This is a genomic window from Hyphomicrobium sp. (assembly GCF_047600905.1).
Classification (GTDB): domain Bacteria; phylum Pseudomonadota; class Alphaproteobacteria; order Rhizobiales; family Hyphomicrobiaceae; genus Hyphomicrobium_B.
In genome coordinates, this window is sequence record NZ_JASGKD010000001.1 from 776,861 (window position 1) to 797,631 (window position 20,771).

Genomic DNA, 20,771 nt, shown 5'->3' on the forward strand with positions numbered 1-20,771 from the left:
CGATGATGTAAAGAGGCGACGTATCGCGATCAGCGCAGGAGGTAGCGGATCACCCAGTCCGTGGCGCGATTGAACGGCGGCCGCAGCAATCCACCAAGATTCCAGCGGCTCTGCTCGAACACGCCCTTGGCATGGCTGAGCGACTTGAAACCTTCGATGCCGTGATAGGCGCCCATGCCGGACATCCCTATGCCACCGAACGGCAGCGCGTTCTGCACGTAATGCATCAAGGTGTCGTTGACGGTTACGTTCCCTGAGATCGTGCGCGTCAAAATCTTCTGACGATCTTCGCCGCTGCTGCCGAAATAATAAAGTGCGAGCGGGCGCGGCCTGCGATTGATGTAGGAGATGGCATCGTCGAGCGAGCGATAAGTCACGATCGGCAGAATGGGGCCGAAGATTTCTTCGCGCATGAGCATCATGTCGTCGGTGACGTTCAGTACGATCGCGGGAGCGAGCTTGTGGCCGCCGGACGCGCCGTCCTTTCCGCAGCCGATGATACGCGCACCCTTTTTTTCGGCATCTTCGAGGAGCGTTCGCTGGCGCGCATAGTGGCGGGCGCTGGCGATCGAGGTGTAGTTCTGGTCATCAGCGCCGCCAGGATAAAACGTTGTCGCCGTCTCGCCGTAGGACGCAACGAAAGCCGCCGCATCTTTTTCATGGATCAGGACGTAATCGGGTGCGATGCAGGTCTGTCCGGCGTTGGCGAGCTTGCCGTACGCGACGCTTGCAGCGGCGGTCGGGATGTCGGCATCGGGACCGATGACGGTCGGAGATTTTCCGCCGAGCTCCAACGTGACGGGCACGAGGTTTTCGGCCGCCTCTTTGAGGACCATGCGGCCGACATTCGTGCTGCCGGTGAAAACCAGATGATCGAACGGAAGGCGAGAGAAGGCCGCGCCGAGTTCAGGGCCGCCAGTCACGACGGCCACCTGATCTTCGGAAAAGATATCGCGGAGCATCGCTTTCAGAAGATCGCTGGTCGCGGGCGTCAGCTCGGAGGGCTTTATAATGACGCGGTTGCCCGCGGCGATGGCCGAGAGAAGCGGCATCACCGCCAACGATAGAGGATAGTTCCAAGGGGCGACGATGCCGACGACGCCGACGGGCTGATAGATGACGCTGGCGCGGCCGGGCAGGAAGTGGAGGGATACGCGGCGCCTCTCTGGGCGCATCCATTTTCTGACATTGCGACGAAGATAGTTGATCGCCTGGATGATGGGGATGATTTCCATGATCCGCGTCTCGTAGGCGGACCGGTAGCCGAAATCCTTGCTGATCGCAGCTTCGAACCGTGGACGTCGCGCCAGCAGGGCGCGCTTCAACTTCAGGAGATCGGACCGCCGCTGGGCGGCAGACGGGTGCGCGTCGCGGAGAAAGGCGGCCCGCTGCCTAGAAAGGAGGGCGCTCAGGAGGAAGTCATCCTTGACCGGAACGTGAGCAGTCATTAAACGATCTCCAATGTAGACAGTGGAAACATAGTGCGATTTAGGTTACGATGTTTCGCGTGTCAACATCTATGGCCTGTTAATTCTGGTGTCGTCCGTGTGCGATCAACCCGAACGACCATACCATCATGGCGATCTCAAGCGCGCTTTGGTCGAAACCGCGCTGGGGATGCTTCGCGAAGGCCCGGGTTGGCAATTTACCTTGCGCGAGGTTGCCAGACGGGCGGGCGTCAGTCACACGGCGCCATACAAGCATTTCACTGATAAGAGCGCTCTCCTTGTAGAAGTTGCAGCCCAGGGTTTTCGACAGCTGCGGGAGGACTTGCTAGCCGCGACAAACCCGCTCGGGATGCCGCCGAAGGACGAAATTCTGGCCGTCGCGAAGGCATATATGTGCTTCGCGCTGACCAATACGGCGCTCTATCGCCTTATGTTCAGTTCAGAGATTAGGCAGGGATCAAGCGAAGCTCTTGAAGAGGCGTCGTCGTCCACTTTCACGGTGCTTCTGGATATTTTGACGCGCGGGCAGCAAAGCGGCGTTTTCAAAGCCGGAGCGCTTCAGGGTCAGGCAGCAGCGTGCTGGGCGCTCGTTCATGGGCTGACGATGCTGGAACTGGATCGGCTTCTCATGCCGGAAAAAGTCGGTGAGCAGCCGGTGGCTGCCGCTCTTGCGGTCCTGCTCGAAGGACTTGTGGCGTGAAGGCGTCGAAGGTGGCGGCGATCAGGCCGCCATGTCGAGCGTGCCGAGAACCCACTTCTCGTATTCGTCGCTCAGATCCTGCAGCCACTGTTTCGGCATGGCGCCAATTCTCTTTTCGCCTGCCGTCGCGCGGACGGGCAGCGTGACGTGGATCTGCTTGTAGCCGTTCTGCATCGGGGGCGAGACGACCGTGCCGCCGATATGGCCGATCGCGAGCGTTGCGCGAAGATAATCGCTGGCGCGCTTCGGAGCCGCCTGAAGGGGAGGCGTGAACAGAGCACAGTCGAGCATGGCTTTTTGCGGTTCGCAGTTGCGCATCTCGAAGTGAACGCCAACGACGGGTTCGTCGCCATGGGCCACTTCGTTCCGGACGTTGACCTGAACGGCGCTACCCTGCGCAGGCCACGAGCTCATCGGCTCCATCAGCTGAAGCAGGATGTCGCGCATTGCCGTCGGATCGGCGGCGATGACCATGCTCGGCTTTTCAGTAATGACGTTGATCTGCGGAACGCCGAAGTCACGATTGACCGTTTCTGCGCATGACATTGCGATCAATGCGATATCGGCTTCCGTGCCGGGGGCAGCGTCGGCGAAGGGCGCATTGCGCGTCAATTCTTCCGACAGGTCGATACTGCGCTGAGTTTCCTCGACGGGAATGCGCCAGTGATCGCGGACGCGAAGCTGAGACCAGACTTTCTGCACCGCCGGGCGCCAAGCCGTCTCGGCAATCGAAATCTTTGAGGTAGTGATAGATCGTCAGCGGCGCGTTGTTGTAGGGCAGCAGGCCGGACTGCATGGCGAGATTGTTCATGCGGTCGCGCAAAAGCGTCCGGTGCAGGGCGCTGAGCTTGTCGCGCAGCAGCATGTCGTATTCATTCTTCAAGAGATAGAAGGTGATCGCCTGCTCGATTTCGGCTTCGAGAACGCGCAGATCCCAGGGCTTGGAAATGTAGCGAAGGATTTCGCCCTTGTTGACGGCGTCGATGGCGCTGTCGAGATCGGCGTAGGCCGTCGTCAACATCCGGATGATGTCGGGACGCTCGTTGCGAATGCGATTGAGAAGGCTGACGCCGCTGCGGCCAGGCATGCGCTGGTCCGAGATGACGAGCCCGATATTGTGGTTGCCAGAGAGGATCAGCGATTCAGCTTCGTCGGCGCTCGTCGCGGTCAGTACGTCGTACTTCGCGCCAAACGCCTTCTTGAAGTATTTGACCGCTTGAGGCTCGTCGTCGACGATCAGAATCTCGACGGGCTGGTCAATACGCAGCGACTCCATAAGAAACCTGGTGTCCTTTGTCCGATGCGATCGGCAAGTTGAAACGGAACTCCGTCCACTCTCCAAGACTACTCTTAACACTCAGTGAACCACCATGATTGGCGATGATGCGGTGGCTGACCGCCAATCCCAATCCCATGCCTTCGCCGACGTCCTTCGTCGAGAAGAAGGGATCGAATATCTGTGTCTGGATTTTCGGGTCGATGCCTGTGCCGTTATCACGCACCGAAACAATGATTTCATCGCCTTCGACGTAGGAGGTGATGGCGATCTCGGGCGTGCGCTGTTCCTCGACGGTGCGCACCGCCGCGACGGCGTTGACGATCAGATTGACGAGCACCTGGGCGATCGTCGACTGTGATCCGACGACCTCGCCCTGCGCGGTGATATTCTTCGTTATGGTTATCCCTTTCTGAACATGAGCCGTGAACCGGAGGGCATGGTCGATGGCGGACTCGATGTGGAAGGGCCGGGGATGTTCGGGGCGGTGCGGCGCGGTGAAGCCGCGCAGATCGGTGACGACGCGGTGGATGCGTTCGTAGCCGGCCTGGATGTCATTCAAGGTATCGGCGGTGTCCGGATCCGCCTGAATGGTCGGATCGCGGGCCGCCAGCTGGAGCGCCGTCCCCATGAAGTTCAACGGATTGCCGATTTCATGCAGCAGGCCGGCGGCCATCGTGCCGAGGGCGCTGAGGCGCGCGTTCTGGACCAGTGCGGCCTCGGTTTCGCGCAGTTGCTGCAGGCTCTGTTTCAACTCGCCGTTGGTTCGTTGCAGGTCGCTTTCGAGCTGTGCCGCCCGGATCAGGTTGGCGATGCGCGAGCGAACCTCCAAACCGCTGAATGGCTTGATGAGGAAGTCGTCGGCGCCGTGCTTCAGCGCGATGATCTTGGCTTCTTCGTCGACCCTCGCCGTCAAGACTATGATCTTGATGCCGCGCGTATCGGCGCGCTCTTTCAGCGAACGGCAGACCTCCAGACCGCTGACGCCCGGCAGCATGACGTCGAGCAGCATGAGATCGGGTTTCTGCTCCTTGGCTTTTTCCAGCGCGGTGATGCCGTCCGGTGCTTCGATGACGCGATAGCTTTCGCGCAGCATCGAAACGAGATAGCGGCGCATGTCTGGTTCGTCGTCCACGACGAGAAGCAGAGGGAGATCGGCCGAGGCATTTGCTGGCGGTTGCTCGATCTTCTCCGTCGGCGTCGCTGAAGCCGGAACATCCGCTATTTCATTGATTATGAGGGCGCGGGCGGATGCGGCGCGATCGAAAGTACGCAAGGGATCGTCGGCGAGATTATCCGGCTTTGCTTCAGTGCTATCCATATCGAAGTATGTTGTCGTCAATGCATGCGGAAAACGTAAAACGAATGTCGTGCCTTGACCGGCGGCGCTGGAGGCCGTCACGTCGCCGCCGTGGCGCGTCATCAGTTCTCGCACCAAGGCGAGGCCGAGACCCAGGCCCTGGTGCCGCCGGGTGGCGGAACCATCGACCTGATAGAAGCGATCAAAGATGTGCGGCAGCTGCTCCGCCGGAATACCGATGCCGGTATCGGAGATCTTTACGGTAACGAATTTGCCGTCGTCGATCGCCGACATATCGATGCGCCCGCCGGGCGGGGTGAACTTGATGGCATTGGCGATGACGTTGCTGACGATTTTTTCCAGCGCGTCCTGGTCGGCGCTGATGAGGAGATCGCCGTCCGGCTCCTGAAGCTCCAGTTGCACGCCCTTAAGGGCGGCGAGGTGCTTCATCGATGCTGCGGTGTGCTTCAGGAAGCTGGCAAGGTCGATCTGCTTCTTGGCAAGCGCGGCGCGACCTTCTTCGAGCCGGATGAGGCTCAGGATGTCGTTCACGAGTCGAAGCAGGCGAAGCGCGTTGTTTTCTATGACGTCGAGAAGCTGTTGGGCCGACGGGTCGAGTTGAGCGGCATCGGACTTCAATTTTTCGACCGGCGCCAGGATAAGCGTCAGCGGCGTTCTGAGTTCATGGCTGACATTGGCGAAGAACTGCGACTTCAAGCGGTCGAGCGCGGACAATTCCTGATGCTGCGCGGCGAGCTTGTATTTCAGGCGAAACTCGTTGAAGCGCCGGCGGTAGTTGAAATGCACGGCGGTGACCGAGATGATGCAGGTCAGGACGAGGAAGTAGAGCTTGTTCATCAGCGCGTTCGTCATTTCGGCGGCGCCGGGGACGTGCCAACACGCGATTATGTAGATGCCGAGCGTCGAAACGGAGAGGAGCGCGGCCTCGAACGGCTGCATCGGCGCCAGCACGCCGACGATGAACAAAATGAGAAAGAGGCCATTGTAATAGGTCGAATTGGCGCCGTCGGTGATGCCGATCATAACGGCCATCGAGGCGACGGCGACAAGCAGGCCGGCCATCGTCACGTAGCGGACGTGGACGGCAGTTCTTTCCCAGAAGAGAAGGGCGAAGAGAACGGCGATCACGCCGGCGGTCGCCAGCCGGATGAAGGTCAGAGTGCCGAGCTGATCGGCGTAGGTGATGTAATCGAGGAAAATCCCTACCGGAACCAGGGCGATACCGAGGATACCAGCAACTTTCGTCTGCCTAAGCCGAAGCTCATGCTCTTCAGCCTCGAAGGCCTGCCTCAGGTCGTTGCTGTCGTCCATGATGTCAGGTCTGGGGTTTTTCGGTCTCCAAGAAGACGTTGATACCGGTCTCGTCTCTATAAATCTTTAGCGGCCCGACATCGAGCCCAAGTCTTTCCATGTCGGCTTCGTTGCGCAAAACCAGGTGCCATTCCAAGACATGTTCCATCAAACCCTTAACAGGATTTGAAGAATGGACATTTGTGACGATCACCCGGCCGCCGGGTTTGCACCACTGATAGAAGAGACGTACCAATTTGGCGCAAACGCGATCGGACAGGTAATCAAATAGGCCGGCGCAATAGATGACGTCGTAGGTTTTGGTGGCTTCGGGCAATTCGATCGCTTGCCGGAGCAGCTCTTGCACCGTCTTCAGGATGTAGGTGACCTTCGGCGGATTTTCCTGCTTATCGGTAATCACCTCGATCTGTTGCTTCGCATACTCGAGCGTCTCGGCGTTGAAATCGAGCAGATCGAATGAAAAGCGGTGCGCATCCTCGTTTTTCGAGAAGAACAGCTGCAGTTCCTGGACGGGGCCGCATCCGACGTTGAGGACGCTGACTTCCTTATTTGCCGCCGCGGCGGCTTCGGCCGTCTCGTTCAACATATTCTCGAGCATGAAAATCCGGTTACGGTGCGCTTCCGCCGGGCAGGTGCTCAATAGCCAGTCGTTGATGATTTGGCCGTAGGTCGTCTTGCCGTCCCGCTCCCTGCGGAACATCATGTTGACCATCTCGTAATCGCCGGCGTAGCCGAGCGGCTTCGAGTAGACCCGATTGAAAAAGGGTGACGCCATCATAAGAGGCAGCAAATCGCGTTGCGCCGCCTGCTTGTGGTTTTCAACCTCATCGACTTCGAGCTGGCGACATGCCTCTTCCAGTTCCATGTAGAGGTCGTTGAGCCGGGGCACGATGCGGGCTTTGATCTCTTCAAACCGGGCGTTGTCCAATGCAGCGTTGCTGGAACCCGATTCATTCTCGACGGCGAGGTCGACTTGGTCGAGCCAGAAGCTCAGGTCGCTGAGGAAGGATCGTAGGTCGGAGATCTTGAGCTGATAATTTGGATCGAGCTTGTTGGTCCGTTCCCACTCTTCGACGAAGCGCCCGACCTCGGCGCCGAGGTCATGCGGATCGGAGATAATGGTATCGATTGCCGACCACTGGTTGACGAGGGTGGCGGAGACAACCACCAGGATACTTGTTGTAACAACTCCGGTGACGACGGCATCGCCCTGATAAACTAAGTTCTTGCCACGACGTACTTTTAGGTCGCTTAAGACCTCGCTCGTCTGGACAGGTGAAAACGGATTGTAGATCTCAAAGACGATGTTGTGTCGTGAAAGCTTGCTGAGGGTTCCGCGAATAATGGTGCCCTGGCTGCTTCTGAATGAGACCGTGCGATCAATGTCACGCTCGATACGCAAGGGATCCGCTCCTGACTGAACGTTGTGGACATGGCAAACGCAAGGTTACCACAGTCGCTCAGTTTTGCGCCGCGTGATTTAGAAACAGTTGATATAGAATTTAGTTATCAATGACTTGATGATACATCCTTGCTTTGGGGCAGATTAAAGGGGTTTCGGGAGGCAAACGATGAACGAGGTTCTGCCCGAAACATTGGCAGGGGACACCAAAAGCTCGCCTCCGAACGCCCAAAGCGCGCTGCGGATCGTCCTCCAAGCCTGATTTTCATCGAGGGACATCGAGGATTGCCCAAGCTCGAGGTCAAGCCGCAGCTCGTTATGCGAGGTGCCGTTCGTTAGCGTTATGCGGGCGGGCGGGGGCGGTTGCGATCGCCGCGCGGTGGCGCCACCTCGCAGCAGGCTCGAGAGGACGAACTTCATGATTTCGCGCGGCATGCCATAAGAGAAGTCGTTCGACGTATCGAGGGTCAACTCTCCCGTCGTGCCGTTCGTCCCTTGCTCGATCACTTCAAGAACGGTGTCCGCCATCGACGAGGCCGGAGTGGCGGCTGGACTTAAGAGCCCGCGCGCGAGCTTGCCGATCGAGTTTGCCAGCGCGCGGCAGTGCTCGATGTCTTTCTGAATTTGCGCGGTCGAGGCCGTGATCTTCGATTGCCGCAGCCGCGACGACCACGTCTCCATATAAGACGTTGCCGAAGCAGGTGCTTCGAGCGATCCCTGGTTCATAAGCTGGTTGAGATGCGCGGATTCGGCGTCGAGAGATTTGAGCGGTCGCTCCAGGCCGTTCGCAAGAACCGAAAGCAGCGCCAGATTAGCGTCCTTTGCGTCGCCGTCGGGCGCGTGGCCCAGGATCGGCTCGGAAACGGCGGCGGCGTCCTGTTCAACCTGTAGTGCCTCTTGCATCGCCGTGCAGAGTTCGTCGAGGTTCCAGGGCTTCGGAACGAAACGAAAGATGGCTGCATCATTGATCGCATGCTGCAGGTTTTCGATGTCGGCATAAGCGCTCGTCAGCACACGCACGGCCGAGGGCCATGACTTGCGAACGTCGCTGAGGAACGACACGCCACTGTCGCGCGGCATGCGTTCGTCGCTGACGACGACAGAAATTTCATCGCCTTCCGTTTCCAGGATCTCAAGAGCGGCCTCGGGACTGTTTGCCGTTCTTACGTTGGCATACTTGCCGATCGATGCCTTGAAATACTTCAGGGACAAAGGTTCGTCGTCGACGAACAGGATCGTCGTATTTTTCTTTTCGCTCAGAGCTGTCGTATTTGACATTTTTGGAAACCTTGCTCGCCGTAAGGCGAAGCCTTTAATTCGGGCGGCTTATTCCACGTGCATGCATGCCGTTCAATACTATTCAATTGGACCAGGAATATTTGGAAACAATGCTACATTGGTCGAAAATTGAAATTGATCCGCAGGCATTCTTAAAAATCTCTGACCGCGATTTTCACAACGAAACAAAAGTCTCGTTATAGCCGCAGAAGCGGCCGTTTTGATCGCACGGACACCGGCAAACACGGTATGGGCAGAAAAAATGAATGCGTGCTTTGACTGCGGCCGCCTTTGAGAACTCGCACGCTGCGGCTATTTGCGCAGGTAAATAACGGCCCGCAATCGGGCCGCTATTGTGAATTGATCGGCGGTTATGTCGCCGATCCGACTTTGGGCGATCAAACGCTCAATAATAGATGTTCGCGCTCCCACGGGCTGATGACCCGCATGAATTCCTCGAATTCGCTCCGCTTCAGAGCAAGATAAACGTGGCAAAAGCGCTTGCCCAGAATGTCGTGAAGCGCGGTGCTTTCCTCGAAATCCGTCAGTGCTTCGAGCAGTCCGCGCGGCAGCTGGTGATCGTTCCTGTACGCATTTCCGACGACCGCCTGACGCGGCTCGAGAGCGTTTTTCATTCCGAGGTAGCCGCATGCGAGGCTCGCCGCGAGCGCGAGGTAGGGATTTGAATCTGCGCCTGCGAGACGGTTCTCGACGCGGCGCGCGGCGGTATTGGCAATCGGCACGCGCAATCCGGCGGAGCGATTGTCGTAACCCCATTCGACATTGATCGGGGCCGCGCCATTGGGAACGAGCCGACGATAGGAATTCACATAAGGTGCGAGAAGACACATGGCGGCGGGCAGATAGGTTTGCTGCCCGGCGAGAAAATTGAAGAACAGCTTGCTCGGCTCGCCGGTTGGCAGCGAGAAAATGTTCTTGCCCGTCTTGGCATCGACGATGCTTTGATGAACGTGCATGGCGCTGCCCGGTTCATTGGCGAGCGGCTTGGCCATGAATGTCGCGTAGCAGTTCTGTGCGAACGCTGCCTCGCGTATCGTTCGCTTGAACAGGAAGACCTGGTCGGCGAGGTCGACCGGGTCGCCGTGCAGCAGATTGATTTCAAGCTGCGCCGCGCCGCCTTCCTGAATGATCGTATCGATTTTCAAATACTGGCGTTCGGCGAAGTCATAGATGTCGTCGACGATCTTGTCGTATTCGTCGACGGCGCCGAGGCTATAGGCCTGCCGTCCTGCGCCCGGTCGGCCCGAACGGCCGGTCGGCGGCTCGAGAGGATAATCGGGATCAGGATTCGTCTTCGTGAGGTAGAATTCGAGTTCGGGCGCGACGACGGGCACCCAGCCTTCCTTTGCATAAAGATCGACGACCCGCTTCAACACGTTGCGCGGTGCGATTTCGACGGGCGCTCCGCTCTGCCATTGCGCATCGTGAATGACTTGTGCGGTTGGGCTCGAAGCCCAGGGTGCGGGCCGGATGGTCGAAAGGTCCGGGACCATCATCAAATCGTTTTCGGCGTAAAGCTCCTGGCCGTCTTCTTCGAAGCCGACGTAATCGCCGGTGATCGTCTGATGGAAGATCGAGATGGGAAGATGCACGGCGTCGAGCTTGACGAATTTTTCGGCCGGCATCGTCTTGCCGCGAGCCACACCTGCAATGTCGGGGACGGCGCAATCAATCTCTTCGATGCGATGCTCGCGCAGCCAATCCCGAAGTCGTTCCGGTGTCGAACCTACGCCAAAATCAGTTTCCTCATTCAAGGGCCGTGCAGGAGGGGCATTCATGAAGCACCTGGGTATCGGTTTCGCTTATGTTGTCGACGCGACGCGTGCGGGCGGCGTCTCAATGCGCGTACCAGAGAGAAACGAAGGCAAGGGATGAGCGGGGACCCTTGTAATTTACCTTGGTCCGGGGCCGCGTCCGACGCATTGGCTTGTCGTACGGTAACGGGCAACAGATAACCCGTTCGCCGGGAGAACCTCAATAGCCGGCGCAATGTCCCAGTGATACCGCAGGTTTTGTCGTTATCGCCCAATAGGGCAGCGCTCTGACTTGAGATCGGGCAATCGACCGTATCAAGGTTGTTTTTGATCGGTGCACCGCATCGAAAGCATTTTTATGCAGTCGGCCCCGTTGTGCTTCGCAATTTAAATGAGCAGTATGGTCGGCGTTTAGCAAAACGTTGCGTAAGCGGCGTGGTGCGTGGGACCGGCTACCAACGTGTGGCGGGTATGGGACTGATCCGTGGAGGATTTCTGATGTTGTGGCTCGGGAAGGCGGCGCGTCGCGTCGCGTATTCTATTGTTGCTGCGGCTGCCGTCGTCACGTTTGTCGGGCAGAGCACGCAGGCTGCAGAGAAGGTCGTAAAGGTTTACAATTGGTCTGATTACATCGATCCTTCGATACTCACCGACTTTACCAAGGAAACCGGGATCAAGGTCGTCTACGACGTCTTCGACAGCAACGAAGTGCTTGAGACAAAATTGCTGGCCGGGGGTAGCGGCTACGACGTGGTGGTGCCGACGGCGTCGTTCCTGTCGCGACAGATCAAGGCCGGCGTTTTCCAGAAGCTCGACAAGTCCAAGCTCCCGAACCTCCAATACGCCTGGCCGGAAGTCTACAATCGCATCGCCCAGTATGATCCCGGCAACGATTATGCCGCGAACTGGATGTGGGGTACCACCGGCGTCGGCTACAACGAGGCCAAAATCAAAGAGCGGATGGCGGATGCGCCGGTCAACTCTCTCGACATGATCTTCAAGCCGGAAATTGCCGCGAAATTCAAGGATTGCGGCATCTATATGCTGGATTCTCCGGAAGACATCATTCCGGTCGCGCTCAATTATCTAGGTCTCGATCCCAACACGAAAAATCCGGAAGACTTGCAGAAAGTCGAGGACATGCTGTTGAAGATCCGGCCGTACATCAAGAAGTTCCACTCATCCGAATACATCAATGCGCTCGCCAACGGCGATATCTGCATGGCGCTCGGGTGGTCAGGTGACATCCTGCAGGCCGCCTCGCGTGCAACGGACGCGAAGAACGGTCAGATCATCAAATACAATATCCCGAAGGAAGGAACCCAGATGTGGTTCGACATGATGGCGATCCCGGCGGACGCCAAGGATGTCGACGAGGCACTGACGTTCATCAACTATCTGAACCGTCCCGAGGTCATGGCGAAGGCTTCGAACTTCGTGCAGTATGCCAACGGCAATCTCGGATCGCAGAAGTTCATCGACGAAAGCATCTTGAAAAATCCGGCGGTCTACCCCGATGCCGATACGATGAAGAAGCTTTTCGTGCATCTGACCTGGGACAACAAAACCCAAAGGCTCGCCACTCGAATGTGGACGAAAATCACGACAGGCCAGTAATTCCAGAGCCGCGCCAGTTCACACTGGCGCGGTTTTTTCTTTCTCCGCTGCCGGTGGCCCGGCGCGCAAATGACAACGGTTTAAGGGACTTCGATCATGGCTGTCGCGACTGCACAACCCCAAGCGAATACTGCAACCGCTCAACGCGCGGGTCCGCGTACGGCCGCACCGCAGTCGGGGTTTGCGCCGTGGAAAAATCCTGACCTGCCGCCGATCGTCCGCTTCGAGGGCATCGTGAAGCGCTTCGATGACTTCGTCGCGGTCAACAACGTGACGCTCGATATCTATGAGAAAGAGTTCTTCGCGCTGCTCGGGCCATCGGGCTGCGGAAAGAGCACGCTTCTGCGGATGCTCGCGGGCTTCGAGCGGCCGACGGAGGGCAAGCTTATTGTGGCAGGACAGGATATCACCGAGCTGCCGCCCTATGAGCGGCCGGTGAACATGATGTTCCAGTCCTACGCTCTGTTCCCGCACATGACGGTCGAGCAGAACATCGGATTCGGACTTCGGCAGGAGGGAATGCCGAAAGACAAAATCGCCGAGCGCGTCGACGAAGCGATGGGCATGCTCGAGCTCCGGCAGTTCGCGAAACGCAAACCCAATCAGCTTTCGGGCGGCCAACAGCAGCGCGTGGCGCTGGCGCGCGCGATCGCGAAGAAACCGCGGATTGTGCTGCTCGACGAACCGTTGGGCGCGCTCGACAAGAAGCTCCGGCAGCAGGCGCAATTCGAGCTGATGCGCATTCAGGAGACCACGGGAACGACCTTCATCATCGTCACGCACGATCAGGAAGAAGCGATGACTGTAGCGAGCCGGATCGCCGTCATGGAGAAAGGTGTTCTGGTGCAGGTGGCGACGCCTGGCGATATCTACGAAAATCCGAGGACGCGCTACATCGCGGGCTTCATCGGCGATGTGAATGTTTTCGATGGGACGGTGTCGAAAGTCGCGGACGGTTGCATCGAGGTCGATACGGCAGAGGGCCACAAATTCAAGACGAAGAGTGCTGAAAGCGTCTCGGTCGGTCAGAAGGTCGGGCTTGCGTTGCGGCCTGAGAAAATCCGTATCGCGATCGACAAGCCGGCGAGCGACATCAATGCCATTCCCGGCAAGGTCGAGGACATCGGTTATCTCGGCTCCATTTCACATTATCACGTCCGCACCGCCAATGGTCAGCGCGTGACGGCGCTTCGCGCCAATGCAGCCCACACGGTCGAGTGCGCGATCACCTGGGAAGACAACGTCTGGCTCGATTGGCCGGTCGACGCAGGCGTGGTTCTAGCGGGCTGAGGGTTTCCATGAGTGCAAAAACATCCGATTTCCGGCGCTGGTACGTCATCGGGCCGCCGTTCGTTTGGCTGCTCGTTTTCTTCCTCATTCCGTTCTTCATCGTCTTCAAGCTGTCGCTCTCGGATATGGCAACGGCGATTCCGCCGTACACTCCAACCTTCAGTTGGGCGACGGGCATTTCTGCGTTCGTTTCGCAACTCGATTTCGAGAACTACTCCTTCATTTTCGGCGACTCCCTTTACATCAATGCCTATCTCTCCAGTCTCAAGATTGCGTTCATTGCAACGCTTCTGACGCTGCTCGTCGCCTATCCGATGGCCTACGGCATGGCGAGGGCGCCAAAGTCGTGGCAGCCGACGTTGATGATGCTCGTCATCCTGCCGTTCTGGACATCCTTCCTGATCCGCATTTATGCGTGGATCGCAATTCTGAAGCCCGAGGGGTTTCTGTCTCTGTTCCTGATAAAGCTCGGCATCATCAGTGAGCCGCTGCAAATCATGAATACGACGACGGCGGTCTATATCGGCATCGTCTACTCGTATCTGCCATTCATGATCCTGCCGCTCTATGCGAGCCTAGAGAAAATCAATCCGTCGCTGCTCGAAGCTGCACAGGATTTGGGTTCGCAGCCTTGGCGGGCGTTTTGGCAAGTGACGTTCCCGCTGTCGCTGCCGGGGGTTTTTGCCGGCTGCCTTCTCGTTTTCATCCCGGCGGTTGGTGAATTCGTGATCCCGGATCTGCTCGGCGGATCGGACACGTTGATGATCGGCAAAACGCTGTGGACCGAATTCTTCAATAACCGCGACTGGCCGCTGGCTTCGGCGGTGGCGGTGTTGCTGCTGCTCGTGCTGATCATTCCGATCGTGTTGTTCCAACGGCAGCAGGAAATGCAGCGGGAGGCCGGACGATGAGCGGACGATTTTCGTGGTTCAACGCGACATCCGTGACACTCGGATTTGCATTCCTCTACATCCCGATCCTGCTGCTGGTGATCTTCAGCTTCAACGAGTTGAAGCTCGTCACGGTTTGGGCGGGCTGGTCGACGAAGTGGTACGGATCGCTACTGCAGAACCAGGCTTTGAAGGATGCCGCGGTGGTGACTTTGCGCGTTGCAGTCGTCTCGGCGACGGTTGCGACGGTGCTCGGAACTCTTGCAGCGATCACGCTGGTTCGGATGGGCTGGTTTCGTGGCCGGACGCTCTTTTCGGGAATGATCTTCGCACCGCTGGTCATGCCCGACGTCATTACCGGCCTGTCGCTGCTGCTGGTATTCGTGGCGCTGGGAATCGATCGCGGTATCGGGACCATCACGCTCGCCCACATCACCTTCACGATGTGCTATGCGGCGGTGGTGGTGCAGGCGCGACTGCAGGACTTCGATAAATCGGTCGAGGAAGCTGCCATGGACCTCGGCGCGACGCCGCTTCGCACCTTCTTCCAGGTAACGCTGCCGATTATCGCGCCGTCGGTCATCTCGGCGTGGCTGCTGGCGTTCACGCTCTCGCTTGACGACCTCGTTATCGCGAGCTTCACGACCGGCCCGGGCGCAACGACGCTGCCGATGAAGATCTACAGCCAGGTCCGGCTCGGGGTGACGCCCGAGATCAATGCCATCTCGACCATCCTGATCGGCATTGTGACGGTCGGCGTGCTGTCGGCGGCGTACTTCACCAAGCGCCAGACGGAACGTGCGGAGCGAGAGCGGCGGAAGGCGTTCGGCGCGGCAGGCTGATCATGGCACGAGGCATTTGTCTTTCGCGCCGGCTCGCGCTAAGCAGCGGGCCATCGTGACGGCACAAGATTACATACGCTCCTATTACGCGGCGACGGTGAACGACCAGACACGCTATCCGGCGCTGGAGGGAACCGTGAAGGCCGACGTGTGCATTGTCGGCGGCGGGTTCTCCGGCGTCGCGGCCGCTTTGACACTGGCCGAGCGCGGCCGATCCGTCGTGCTGCTCGAGGCCAATCGCATTGGCTGGGGCGCGTCCGGTCGCAACGGCGGCCAGATGATCGGCGGCATCAGCGGCGAGGAGACGATCAAGCAACAGCTCGGCGCGGCTGGCGCCAAGTTTGTCCGCGATATCCGCTATCGCGGGCATCAGATCATAGAAGAGCGGGTCGCGAAGTACGGAATTGCATGCGACCTGGCTTACGGCTGGATGGAAGTCGCGGCGCGGCCCCGCCACATGGACAACATGCGCGCTTATGTCGAGCAGCGCATGAAAGACGGCGACGGCGACCAGATTGAGATCGTCGAAAAGTCGCGGATGCCGGAGGTTCTCGGCACACAATCCTACTACGGCGGCTATATCGATCGGCGCAGCGGCCATCTGCATCCGCTCAACCTTTGCCGGGGCGAGGCGGCAGCCGCGGTTTCGCTTGGCGCAAAAATTTTCGAAGACAGCCGTGTCGTCAAACTCTCCGGCGGGGCCAAGCCGTGGGTCGAGACCGCACGGGGCCGTGTCGAAGCCCAGACAGTCATCATCGGCGGCGAGGTCTTCGACAAGTTCGGGCAATCCGGCCTCAAAGGACTGATGCTGCCGGCCGGAAGCTACATCATCGCCACCGAACCGTTGAGCGGATCCGAGACAGCGAGTGTCGATCCGCAAAATCTAGCCGTGGCCGACAGCAATGTCGTTCTCGACTACTTCCGCATGTCGGCCGACCGGCGGATGCTGTTCGGCGGCCGTTGCAACTATACCAACCGCGATCCGAAAGACATTGCTGCGGTCATGCAGCCGCGCATGGTAAAGGTCTTTCCGCGGCTCAAGAATGCACGGGTGGACTTCAAGTGGGGCGGCACGATCGCGATCGTGGTCACGCGTGTGCCCGCCGTCGGTCGGCTATCGCCCAACCTCTATTATTTCCAGGGCTATTCCGGCCACGGCGTCAACGCCACGCACATTGCCGCTGAAATCGTGGTGGATGCCATTTGCGGGACGACCGAAAAGTTCGATCTCTTTGCGCGGATAAAGCAAATCCAACTGCCGCTCAGCGATCAGTTCGGCAATTACATGCTGGGGCTTGGGATGCTCTATTATCGCTTGCGCGATCTTCTGTAGGTTCGCATCACCAGCGCAGAATACGCGAGCCGAGCAGCGCTCCGACAGCCGTCATCACGAGGACGCCGATGGTGTACCAGGCCGCGAGGAAGAGCGGGCTGTCGTCGGGGCAGTGGGCCGCATAGAGCGTTGCCGCGATGCCGGCGGACAACAATCCGCCGACGGCACCGGCTACGACCGGATGCGTCGGCGCGCCGCGACGAAGCGCATAGAGGACGGCGGCCAGCGGTGCGAGCGACAGTATCGGAATGATAATCAGGCAGTAAACGGAATTCTGACCCACCATATGCGCGTGCCACGCGTCACGCGGGAGGGCGAAAAGTTCGGCGATGACGCCGACGGCCAGTACAACTGGCGCGAGCGCAAGCCACCACAGATTTTTCCCCGGCGCGAAATCGGGGCGTGCGAGGCTGCGAACGAGAACGAATGCCGGTATGGCGACGCTGAGCGTCAGAATGAACTTGAACGCAAAGCGCATCGACGTCGTTATATCGACGAGAAAATTCTCGCGAATGCCGATCGTCCCCAGCATCAGAAGCGCCGAGATCAGCGTGCCGGCACCGACCGCCACTGCCAGCGTCTGGGCAATGGGCGGCGCGACGCTTTTGGCGTCGGCGGCGATGGCTTTGATCAGATCTTCGGTCTTCATAGTTTCTTCTCTTGGTATGTCTCCGCCAGCGCCTTCAGGCTTCTATGGAGCGCGACGCGGACGGCAACTTCGGTCATGCCCAGGCGTTCGGCGACGTCCCGGGCCGAGTGTCCGTCGATGCTGATCGAGCGGACGATGTCCCGGTTCTTTTCTGAAAGCCCGGTGAGAATGCGGTCGACGTCGTGAGCGTCGATCGATGCCTGCTGATCGTCGCCTTCGATATCGAATTCGGTGAGGTCAACGGGCACCTCGGGACGGCGGCCGCGACGGCGCAGGTCGTCGATCATCTTGTTGCGCGCAATTGCGGACACCCAGGGCCCGAGAGGCATCGACTGATCCCAGGTATGCCGCTTCAAATGAATTGCAAGCAGGACATCTTGCACCACATCCTCCACGTCGTCGCGGGGCACGCCAACGCCTGCGAAACCCCGGCGGACAACGCCTCTCAGAACCTGCGACAGTTCCGAAAGGAGCTTATGATAAGCGGATTCGTCGCCCGCGATCGCCGCGCGCATCAAACCCGACCACTGCGCGTCTCGAGCCTTTCGGTCCAAAATCCGCCTACTTAGTTGAATTCGTCGCCACTTCGGCGAATGTTACATGCGGCAGCCACACCCCAAAGTCGGGCTTTGCGGCCAGTGTCGATACGCGGCGATATGGCAGAGATACCGTTAAAAGCGCAAGGCCGCCGGGCGAGCAAAAACGGCAAGCGGTTCAACCGGACGGCAGCCAAAACCAGAGAATGGCGACGTAAGTCAGCCCATGAAGCAGCTGATCGATGCCGAGCGCCCACCAGAAAAACTTATCCTTCGGTGACCAGCCTTCCCGTTTGACGATCTGCTCCTTCAGCCAGTCGATGTGATAGTGCAACACGAATTCGGCCGCGAGAAGCAGCGCGGCGAGCCCCGGACCGCCTCCCGGAAACAGCAAAAAAACGGGCGCCGTCAGCAGGATATGGATGAGCGCATGCCACAGGCCGCCGGGCGCTCCATAATGCCCCTTCTGGCGGAAAATCCGATCCGTCTGAAGGATGAAGTCAGCCAAAGCGTGCTTGACGAGAAGGTATGAGATCGCGGCCAGCGCCGCGTGAACGGGTGACATATGGTTCCATCGCTGCCTGGTCGGCGGTCTCGCGTTCCGGCCTGCTCCGGAGCATGCGATACCGTCCACCCAACTTCCCCATGCGCTGTTTAGCTTATCGGAGGCCAAACAGATGTCACCTGGGGAACAAATGGCCCGCACAGGCAGCGCCCGTGCAGGCCGGCAAGTCTCCCGCGCCGTCGATCAGTTGACGCGCTGGACCTCGACGAGGTTGTCCGAAAAGGTCGGCGCTCGTCCGAGGCCGCTCCAGGCATCCGACGAGATGCAATTTACCGACCCGTCGGAGCGGTTAAGCGAGCGCCAGTAGCCGAGCGTTGCGACGACGACGCCCGGAGGGACGTCATCGGTCACGCGGGCGACGCCTTCGAAGTCGCCACGGTCATTATAAACGCGGACAGGGTCGCCATCGCGAACCGAGCGCTGCTGGGCGTCCTGCGGGGAGATCATCACGAACTGATCGCCTTGGGCTTTGATCTTGTGCGGCTCGTTGGCGTAGCACGAGTTCAAGAACGCGTGGCTCTTCGGCGAGATGATGTTGAGGGTATAGAGCTTGGCCCGCGACGGGTTGGTTTCCGGTGTTTCGCGCGGGGGAACGTAACCTGGCAGCGGATCAATCGGCTCGCCGGACTGTTCTCCCTCGTACATGGCGCGGAAGGGACCGGCGACGAAGTTCTTTGCGTCATGCAAAAGAAATTCGACCTTGCCGGACGGCGTCGGAAACTTGCCTTCGGCGTGGGGTGCGCGCGTATCTGCAGAGCCTACAGCGATCTTGAAGTATCCGTTGGCCTTGAAATACTCCATGTCGATGCCGCCCATCTTGGGATCGGCCCACAGGACGTATTCAGAGCAAAGCTCGCTGTCGGTCATTTTGAAGACCGGATCGTCGAAGCCCATTTCCTTCGCGAGCAAACGCCAAAGGTCACTTGTCGGCTTGCATTCGCCCGGCGGATCGACGGCTTTCTGATTATAGGTCAGATAAAAATGGCCCCATGACCACATCATATCCTCGGCTTCGCCCGCCATCGCCGACGGCAGGACGATGTCGGCGTATTTCGCGGTATCGGTGAGGAAGTGTTCGGCGACGACGGTGAAAAGATCTTCGCGTTTCAGGCCATCGACAATCTTGTTGGTCTCGGGAGCCTGGCTCACCGGGTTGGTGCAGAAGACGAACAAGCTCTTGATCGGAGGATCGAGCTTCATTTCGCCGGTCAGCGCAGCACCAAGCCGCAGATTGTTGACGACGCGGGTGCCGGGTTTGATCCAGTCGGGCCGGGCAGCTTTGACCCAGTCGATCGGAAAGTCCCAGAGTGGCATCTGCAGAAGGCCGCCGCCGACGTGACGCCAGGAGCCCACAAGTGCGGGCAAGCTGCATACCGCGCGGATCGCCTGTCCGCCGCCGGCGCTGCGTTCGAGAGCGACGCCGAGACGGATAACGGAGGGTTGCGCGGTTGCGAATTCGCGCGCGAACTTCGCGATGTCCGCAGCCTGCACGCCGGTCGTGCGTTCCACGTATTCGGGCGTAAAATCAGCCGCGCGCTGCTTCAGCTCGGGGAAGCCGTGGGTGTGTTTGTCGACATAATCCTGATCGACAAGCCCTTGTTCGATGATCGAATTGATGATGCCCATTGCGAGCGCGCCATCGGTTCCGGGCTTCGGGCAGATGTGCCAGTCGGCGGCCTTCGCCGTACGCGAGCGATAGGCGTCGATGACGACAACCTTGGCGCCGCGCTTCTGCGCTTCCAGAACGAACGGCCAGTGATGAAGATTGGTCGAGATCGAATTGCACGCCCAGATGACGATGTACTTGGCATGCACGAAGCTCTCGGGATCGACTGCCCCCGTAGGCCCGACCGTCAGCAGCCACGCCGTCGATGACCCGGACGCACAGAACGTTTTTTCATTCACCGTCGAACCAAGACGATTGAAGAACGGATCGCCGGAATTGATGCCCTGCACGAGCCCCATATTGCCGAGGTAGCTGTAGGGCATGATGGCCTGCGAACCATGCGTCGCGATGATGTCGCGCCAGCGCGCGCCGATCTCGGAAATCGCTTCGTCCCAGGTTATGCGCTTGAATTCTTTCGAGCCCTTGGGGCCGGTCCGCTTCAGCGGATAAAGCAGGCGGTCGGGATTGTGGTGGTGATCGGCGAAATCCTTGAGCTTCACGCAAAGGCCGCCGCGGGTCATCGGGTGATCTTTGTTACCGCGAACCTCGACCAGGCGGTCGTTCTGGACCTCGTAGATCATCGCGCAGGTGTCGGGGCAATCGTGAGGACAGGCGCCGAAGAATTTCTCGCGTTTGGGTTGTTCGTTCATAATGCTCCTCCCGGTCGCAAAATTGCCGCCCGTTTGCCGGACGTTGTCTGATGTAGGACAGTTTGGCACCGAACTTCGGTTGCGTCCAACACTGCCGGGGATCCGCGAAGAATCTCCGGACGTTGGATGAAGGGATTAGAGAAGCCTGATCAAAAGTCTTATGGCGGACCTGCTGCAAGCGACTGATTTAGAAATTAATTTAGGAATTTCTCGAGGAATTCG

At 58.9% G+C, this 20,771-nt stretch carries 17 protein-coding genes and 1 pseudogene; 7 read left to right on the forward strand and 11 right to left on the reverse strand.

The annotated features are described in order from the left end of the window. Nucleotides 1-29: 29 nt before the first annotated feature. Nucleotides 30-1,448: a coniferyl aldehyde dehydrogenase gene (locus QM780_RS03885; protein WP_415069178.1), complete on the reverse strand. Its 1,419-nt coding sequence runs from the start codon at nucleotides 1,446-1,448 to the stop codon at nucleotides 30-32. Nucleotides 1,449-1,617: 169 nt separating this feature from the next. On the opposite strand from QM780_RS03885, the pseudogene QM780_RS03890 reads away from it, so the two are divergent. After that, nucleotides 1,618-1,725: pseudogene (locus tag QM780_RS03890) on the forward strand (TetR/AcrR family transcriptional regulator); the annotation flags it as partial. Nucleotides 1,726-1,770: 45 nt separating this feature from the next. Beyond that, nucleotides 1,771-2,148, forward strand: a complete 378-nt coding sequence (locus QM780_RS03895; RefSeq protein ID WP_415071965.1) for a TetR-like C-terminal domain-containing protein — start codon at nucleotides 1,771-1,773, stop codon at nucleotides 2,146-2,148. A gap of 21 nt (nucleotides 2,149-2,169) precedes the next feature. On the opposite strand, the gene QM780_RS03900 is transcribed toward QM780_RS03895, so the two are convergent. The 6 genes from QM780_RS03900 to QM780_RS03925 form a co-directional block, all read right to left on the reverse strand. Next, the gene (locus QM780_RS03900; protein WP_415069179.1) at nucleotides 2,170-2,694 is read right to left on the reverse strand and encodes a hypothetical protein; all 525 of its coding nucleotides are present in this window, start codon (nucleotides 2,692-2,694) and stop codon (nucleotides 2,170-2,172) included. After that, nucleotides 2,666-3,424, reverse strand: a complete 759-nt coding sequence (locus tag QM780_RS03905; protein ID WP_415069180.1) for a response regulator — start codon at nucleotides 3,422-3,424, stop codon at nucleotides 2,666-2,668. Before QM780_RS03905 ends, QM780_RS03900 begins: the two co-directional genes overlap by 29 nt. After that, a complete protein-coding gene (locus tag QM780_RS03910) occupies nucleotides 3,405-6,056 on the reverse strand; it encodes an ATP-binding protein (protein ID WP_415069181.1) in 2,652 nt (883 codons plus the stop codon). Before QM780_RS03910 ends, QM780_RS03905 begins: the two co-directional genes overlap by 20 nt. A 4-nt stretch (nucleotides 6,057-6,060) precedes the next feature. Beyond that, nucleotides 6,061-7,458 carry a class I SAM-dependent methyltransferase gene (locus tag QM780_RS03915; RefSeq protein ID WP_415069182.1) on the reverse strand — a complete coding sequence of 466 codons (1,398 nt, stop codon included), beginning with the start codon at nucleotides 7,456-7,458 and terminating at the stop codon, nucleotides 6,061-6,063. Nucleotides 7,459-7,602: 144 nt separating this feature from the next. After that, nucleotides 7,603-8,736, reverse strand: coding sequence for a response regulator (locus QM780_RS03920; RefSeq protein WP_415069183.1), 1,134 nt, complete (start codon nucleotides 8,734-8,736; stop codon nucleotides 7,603-7,605). 398 nt (nucleotides 8,737-9,134) lie between these two features. Then, nucleotides 9,135-10,535, reverse strand: a complete 1,401-nt coding sequence (locus QM780_RS03925; protein ID WP_415069184.1) for a glutamine synthetase family protein — start codon at nucleotides 10,533-10,535, stop codon at nucleotides 9,135-9,137. 474 nt (nucleotides 10,536-11,009) lie between these two features. On the opposite strand from QM780_RS03925, the gene QM780_RS03930 reads away from it, so the two are divergent. The 5 genes from QM780_RS03930 (at nucleotide 11,010) to QM780_RS03950 (ending at nucleotide 16,483) form a co-directional block, all read left to right on the forward strand. Beyond that, nucleotides 11,010-12,128: a polyamine ABC transporter substrate-binding protein gene (locus tag QM780_RS03930; RefSeq protein WP_415069185.1), complete on the forward strand. Its 1,119-nt coding sequence runs from the start codon at nucleotides 11,010-11,012 to the stop codon at nucleotides 12,126-12,128. 96 nt (nucleotides 12,129-12,224) lie between these two features. Continuing rightward, complete coding sequence (locus tag QM780_RS03935) at nucleotides 12,225-13,418, forward strand: ABC transporter ATP-binding protein (protein ID WP_415069186.1); 1,194 nt, start codon at nucleotides 12,225-12,227, stop codon at nucleotides 13,416-13,418. A gap of 8 nt (nucleotides 13,419-13,426) precedes the next feature. Continuing rightward, nucleotides 13,427-14,329 carry an ABC transporter permease gene (locus QM780_RS03940; protein WP_415069187.1) on the forward strand — a complete coding sequence of 301 codons (903 nt, stop codon included), beginning with the start codon at nucleotides 13,427-13,429 and terminating at the stop codon, nucleotides 14,327-14,329. Beyond that, complete coding sequence (locus tag QM780_RS03945) at nucleotides 14,326-15,150, forward strand: ABC transporter permease subunit (protein WP_415069188.1); 825 nt, start codon at nucleotides 14,326-14,328, stop codon at nucleotides 15,148-15,150. The genes QM780_RS03940 and QM780_RS03945 overlap by 4 nt, the downstream gene beginning before the upstream one ends. 55 nt (nucleotides 15,151-15,205) lie before the next feature. Beyond that, nucleotides 15,206-16,483, forward strand: a complete 1,278-nt coding sequence (locus QM780_RS03950) for an NAD(P)/FAD-dependent oxidoreductase (protein ID WP_415069189.1) — start codon at nucleotides 15,206-15,208, stop codon at nucleotides 16,481-16,483. A gap of 7 nt (nucleotides 16,484-16,490) precedes the next feature. Here the strand turns inward: QM780_RS03950 and QM780_RS03955 are convergent, their stop codons facing one another. The 4 genes from QM780_RS03955 to QM780_RS03970 all read right to left on the reverse strand — a co-directional run bounded on the left by QM780_RS03955 (nucleotide 16,491) and on the right by QM780_RS03970 (nucleotide 20,549). Beyond that, the gene (locus QM780_RS03955) at nucleotides 16,491-17,132 is read right to left on the reverse strand and encodes an NrsF family protein (RefSeq protein WP_415069190.1); all 642 of its coding nucleotides are present in this window, start codon (nucleotides 17,130-17,132) and stop codon (nucleotides 16,491-16,493) included. After that, nucleotides 17,129-17,686, reverse strand: coding sequence for a sigma-70 family RNA polymerase sigma factor (locus QM780_RS03960; RefSeq protein ID WP_415069191.1), 558 nt, complete (start codon nucleotides 17,684-17,686; stop codon nucleotides 17,129-17,131). Before QM780_RS03960 ends, QM780_RS03955 begins: the two co-directional genes overlap by 4 nt. Nucleotides 17,687-17,846: 160 nt before the next feature. Then, entirely contained in the window at nucleotides 17,847-18,233 is a 387-nt protein-coding gene (locus QM780_RS03965; RefSeq protein WP_415069192.1) for a DUF3307 domain-containing protein, read from the reverse strand. 183 nt (nucleotides 18,234-18,416) lie between these two features. Then, entirely contained in the window at nucleotides 18,417-20,549 is a 2,133-nt protein-coding gene (locus tag QM780_RS03970; protein WP_415069193.1) for a molybdopterin-containing oxidoreductase family protein, read from the reverse strand. Between the last annotated feature and the right edge of the window lie 222 nt (nucleotides 20,550-20,771).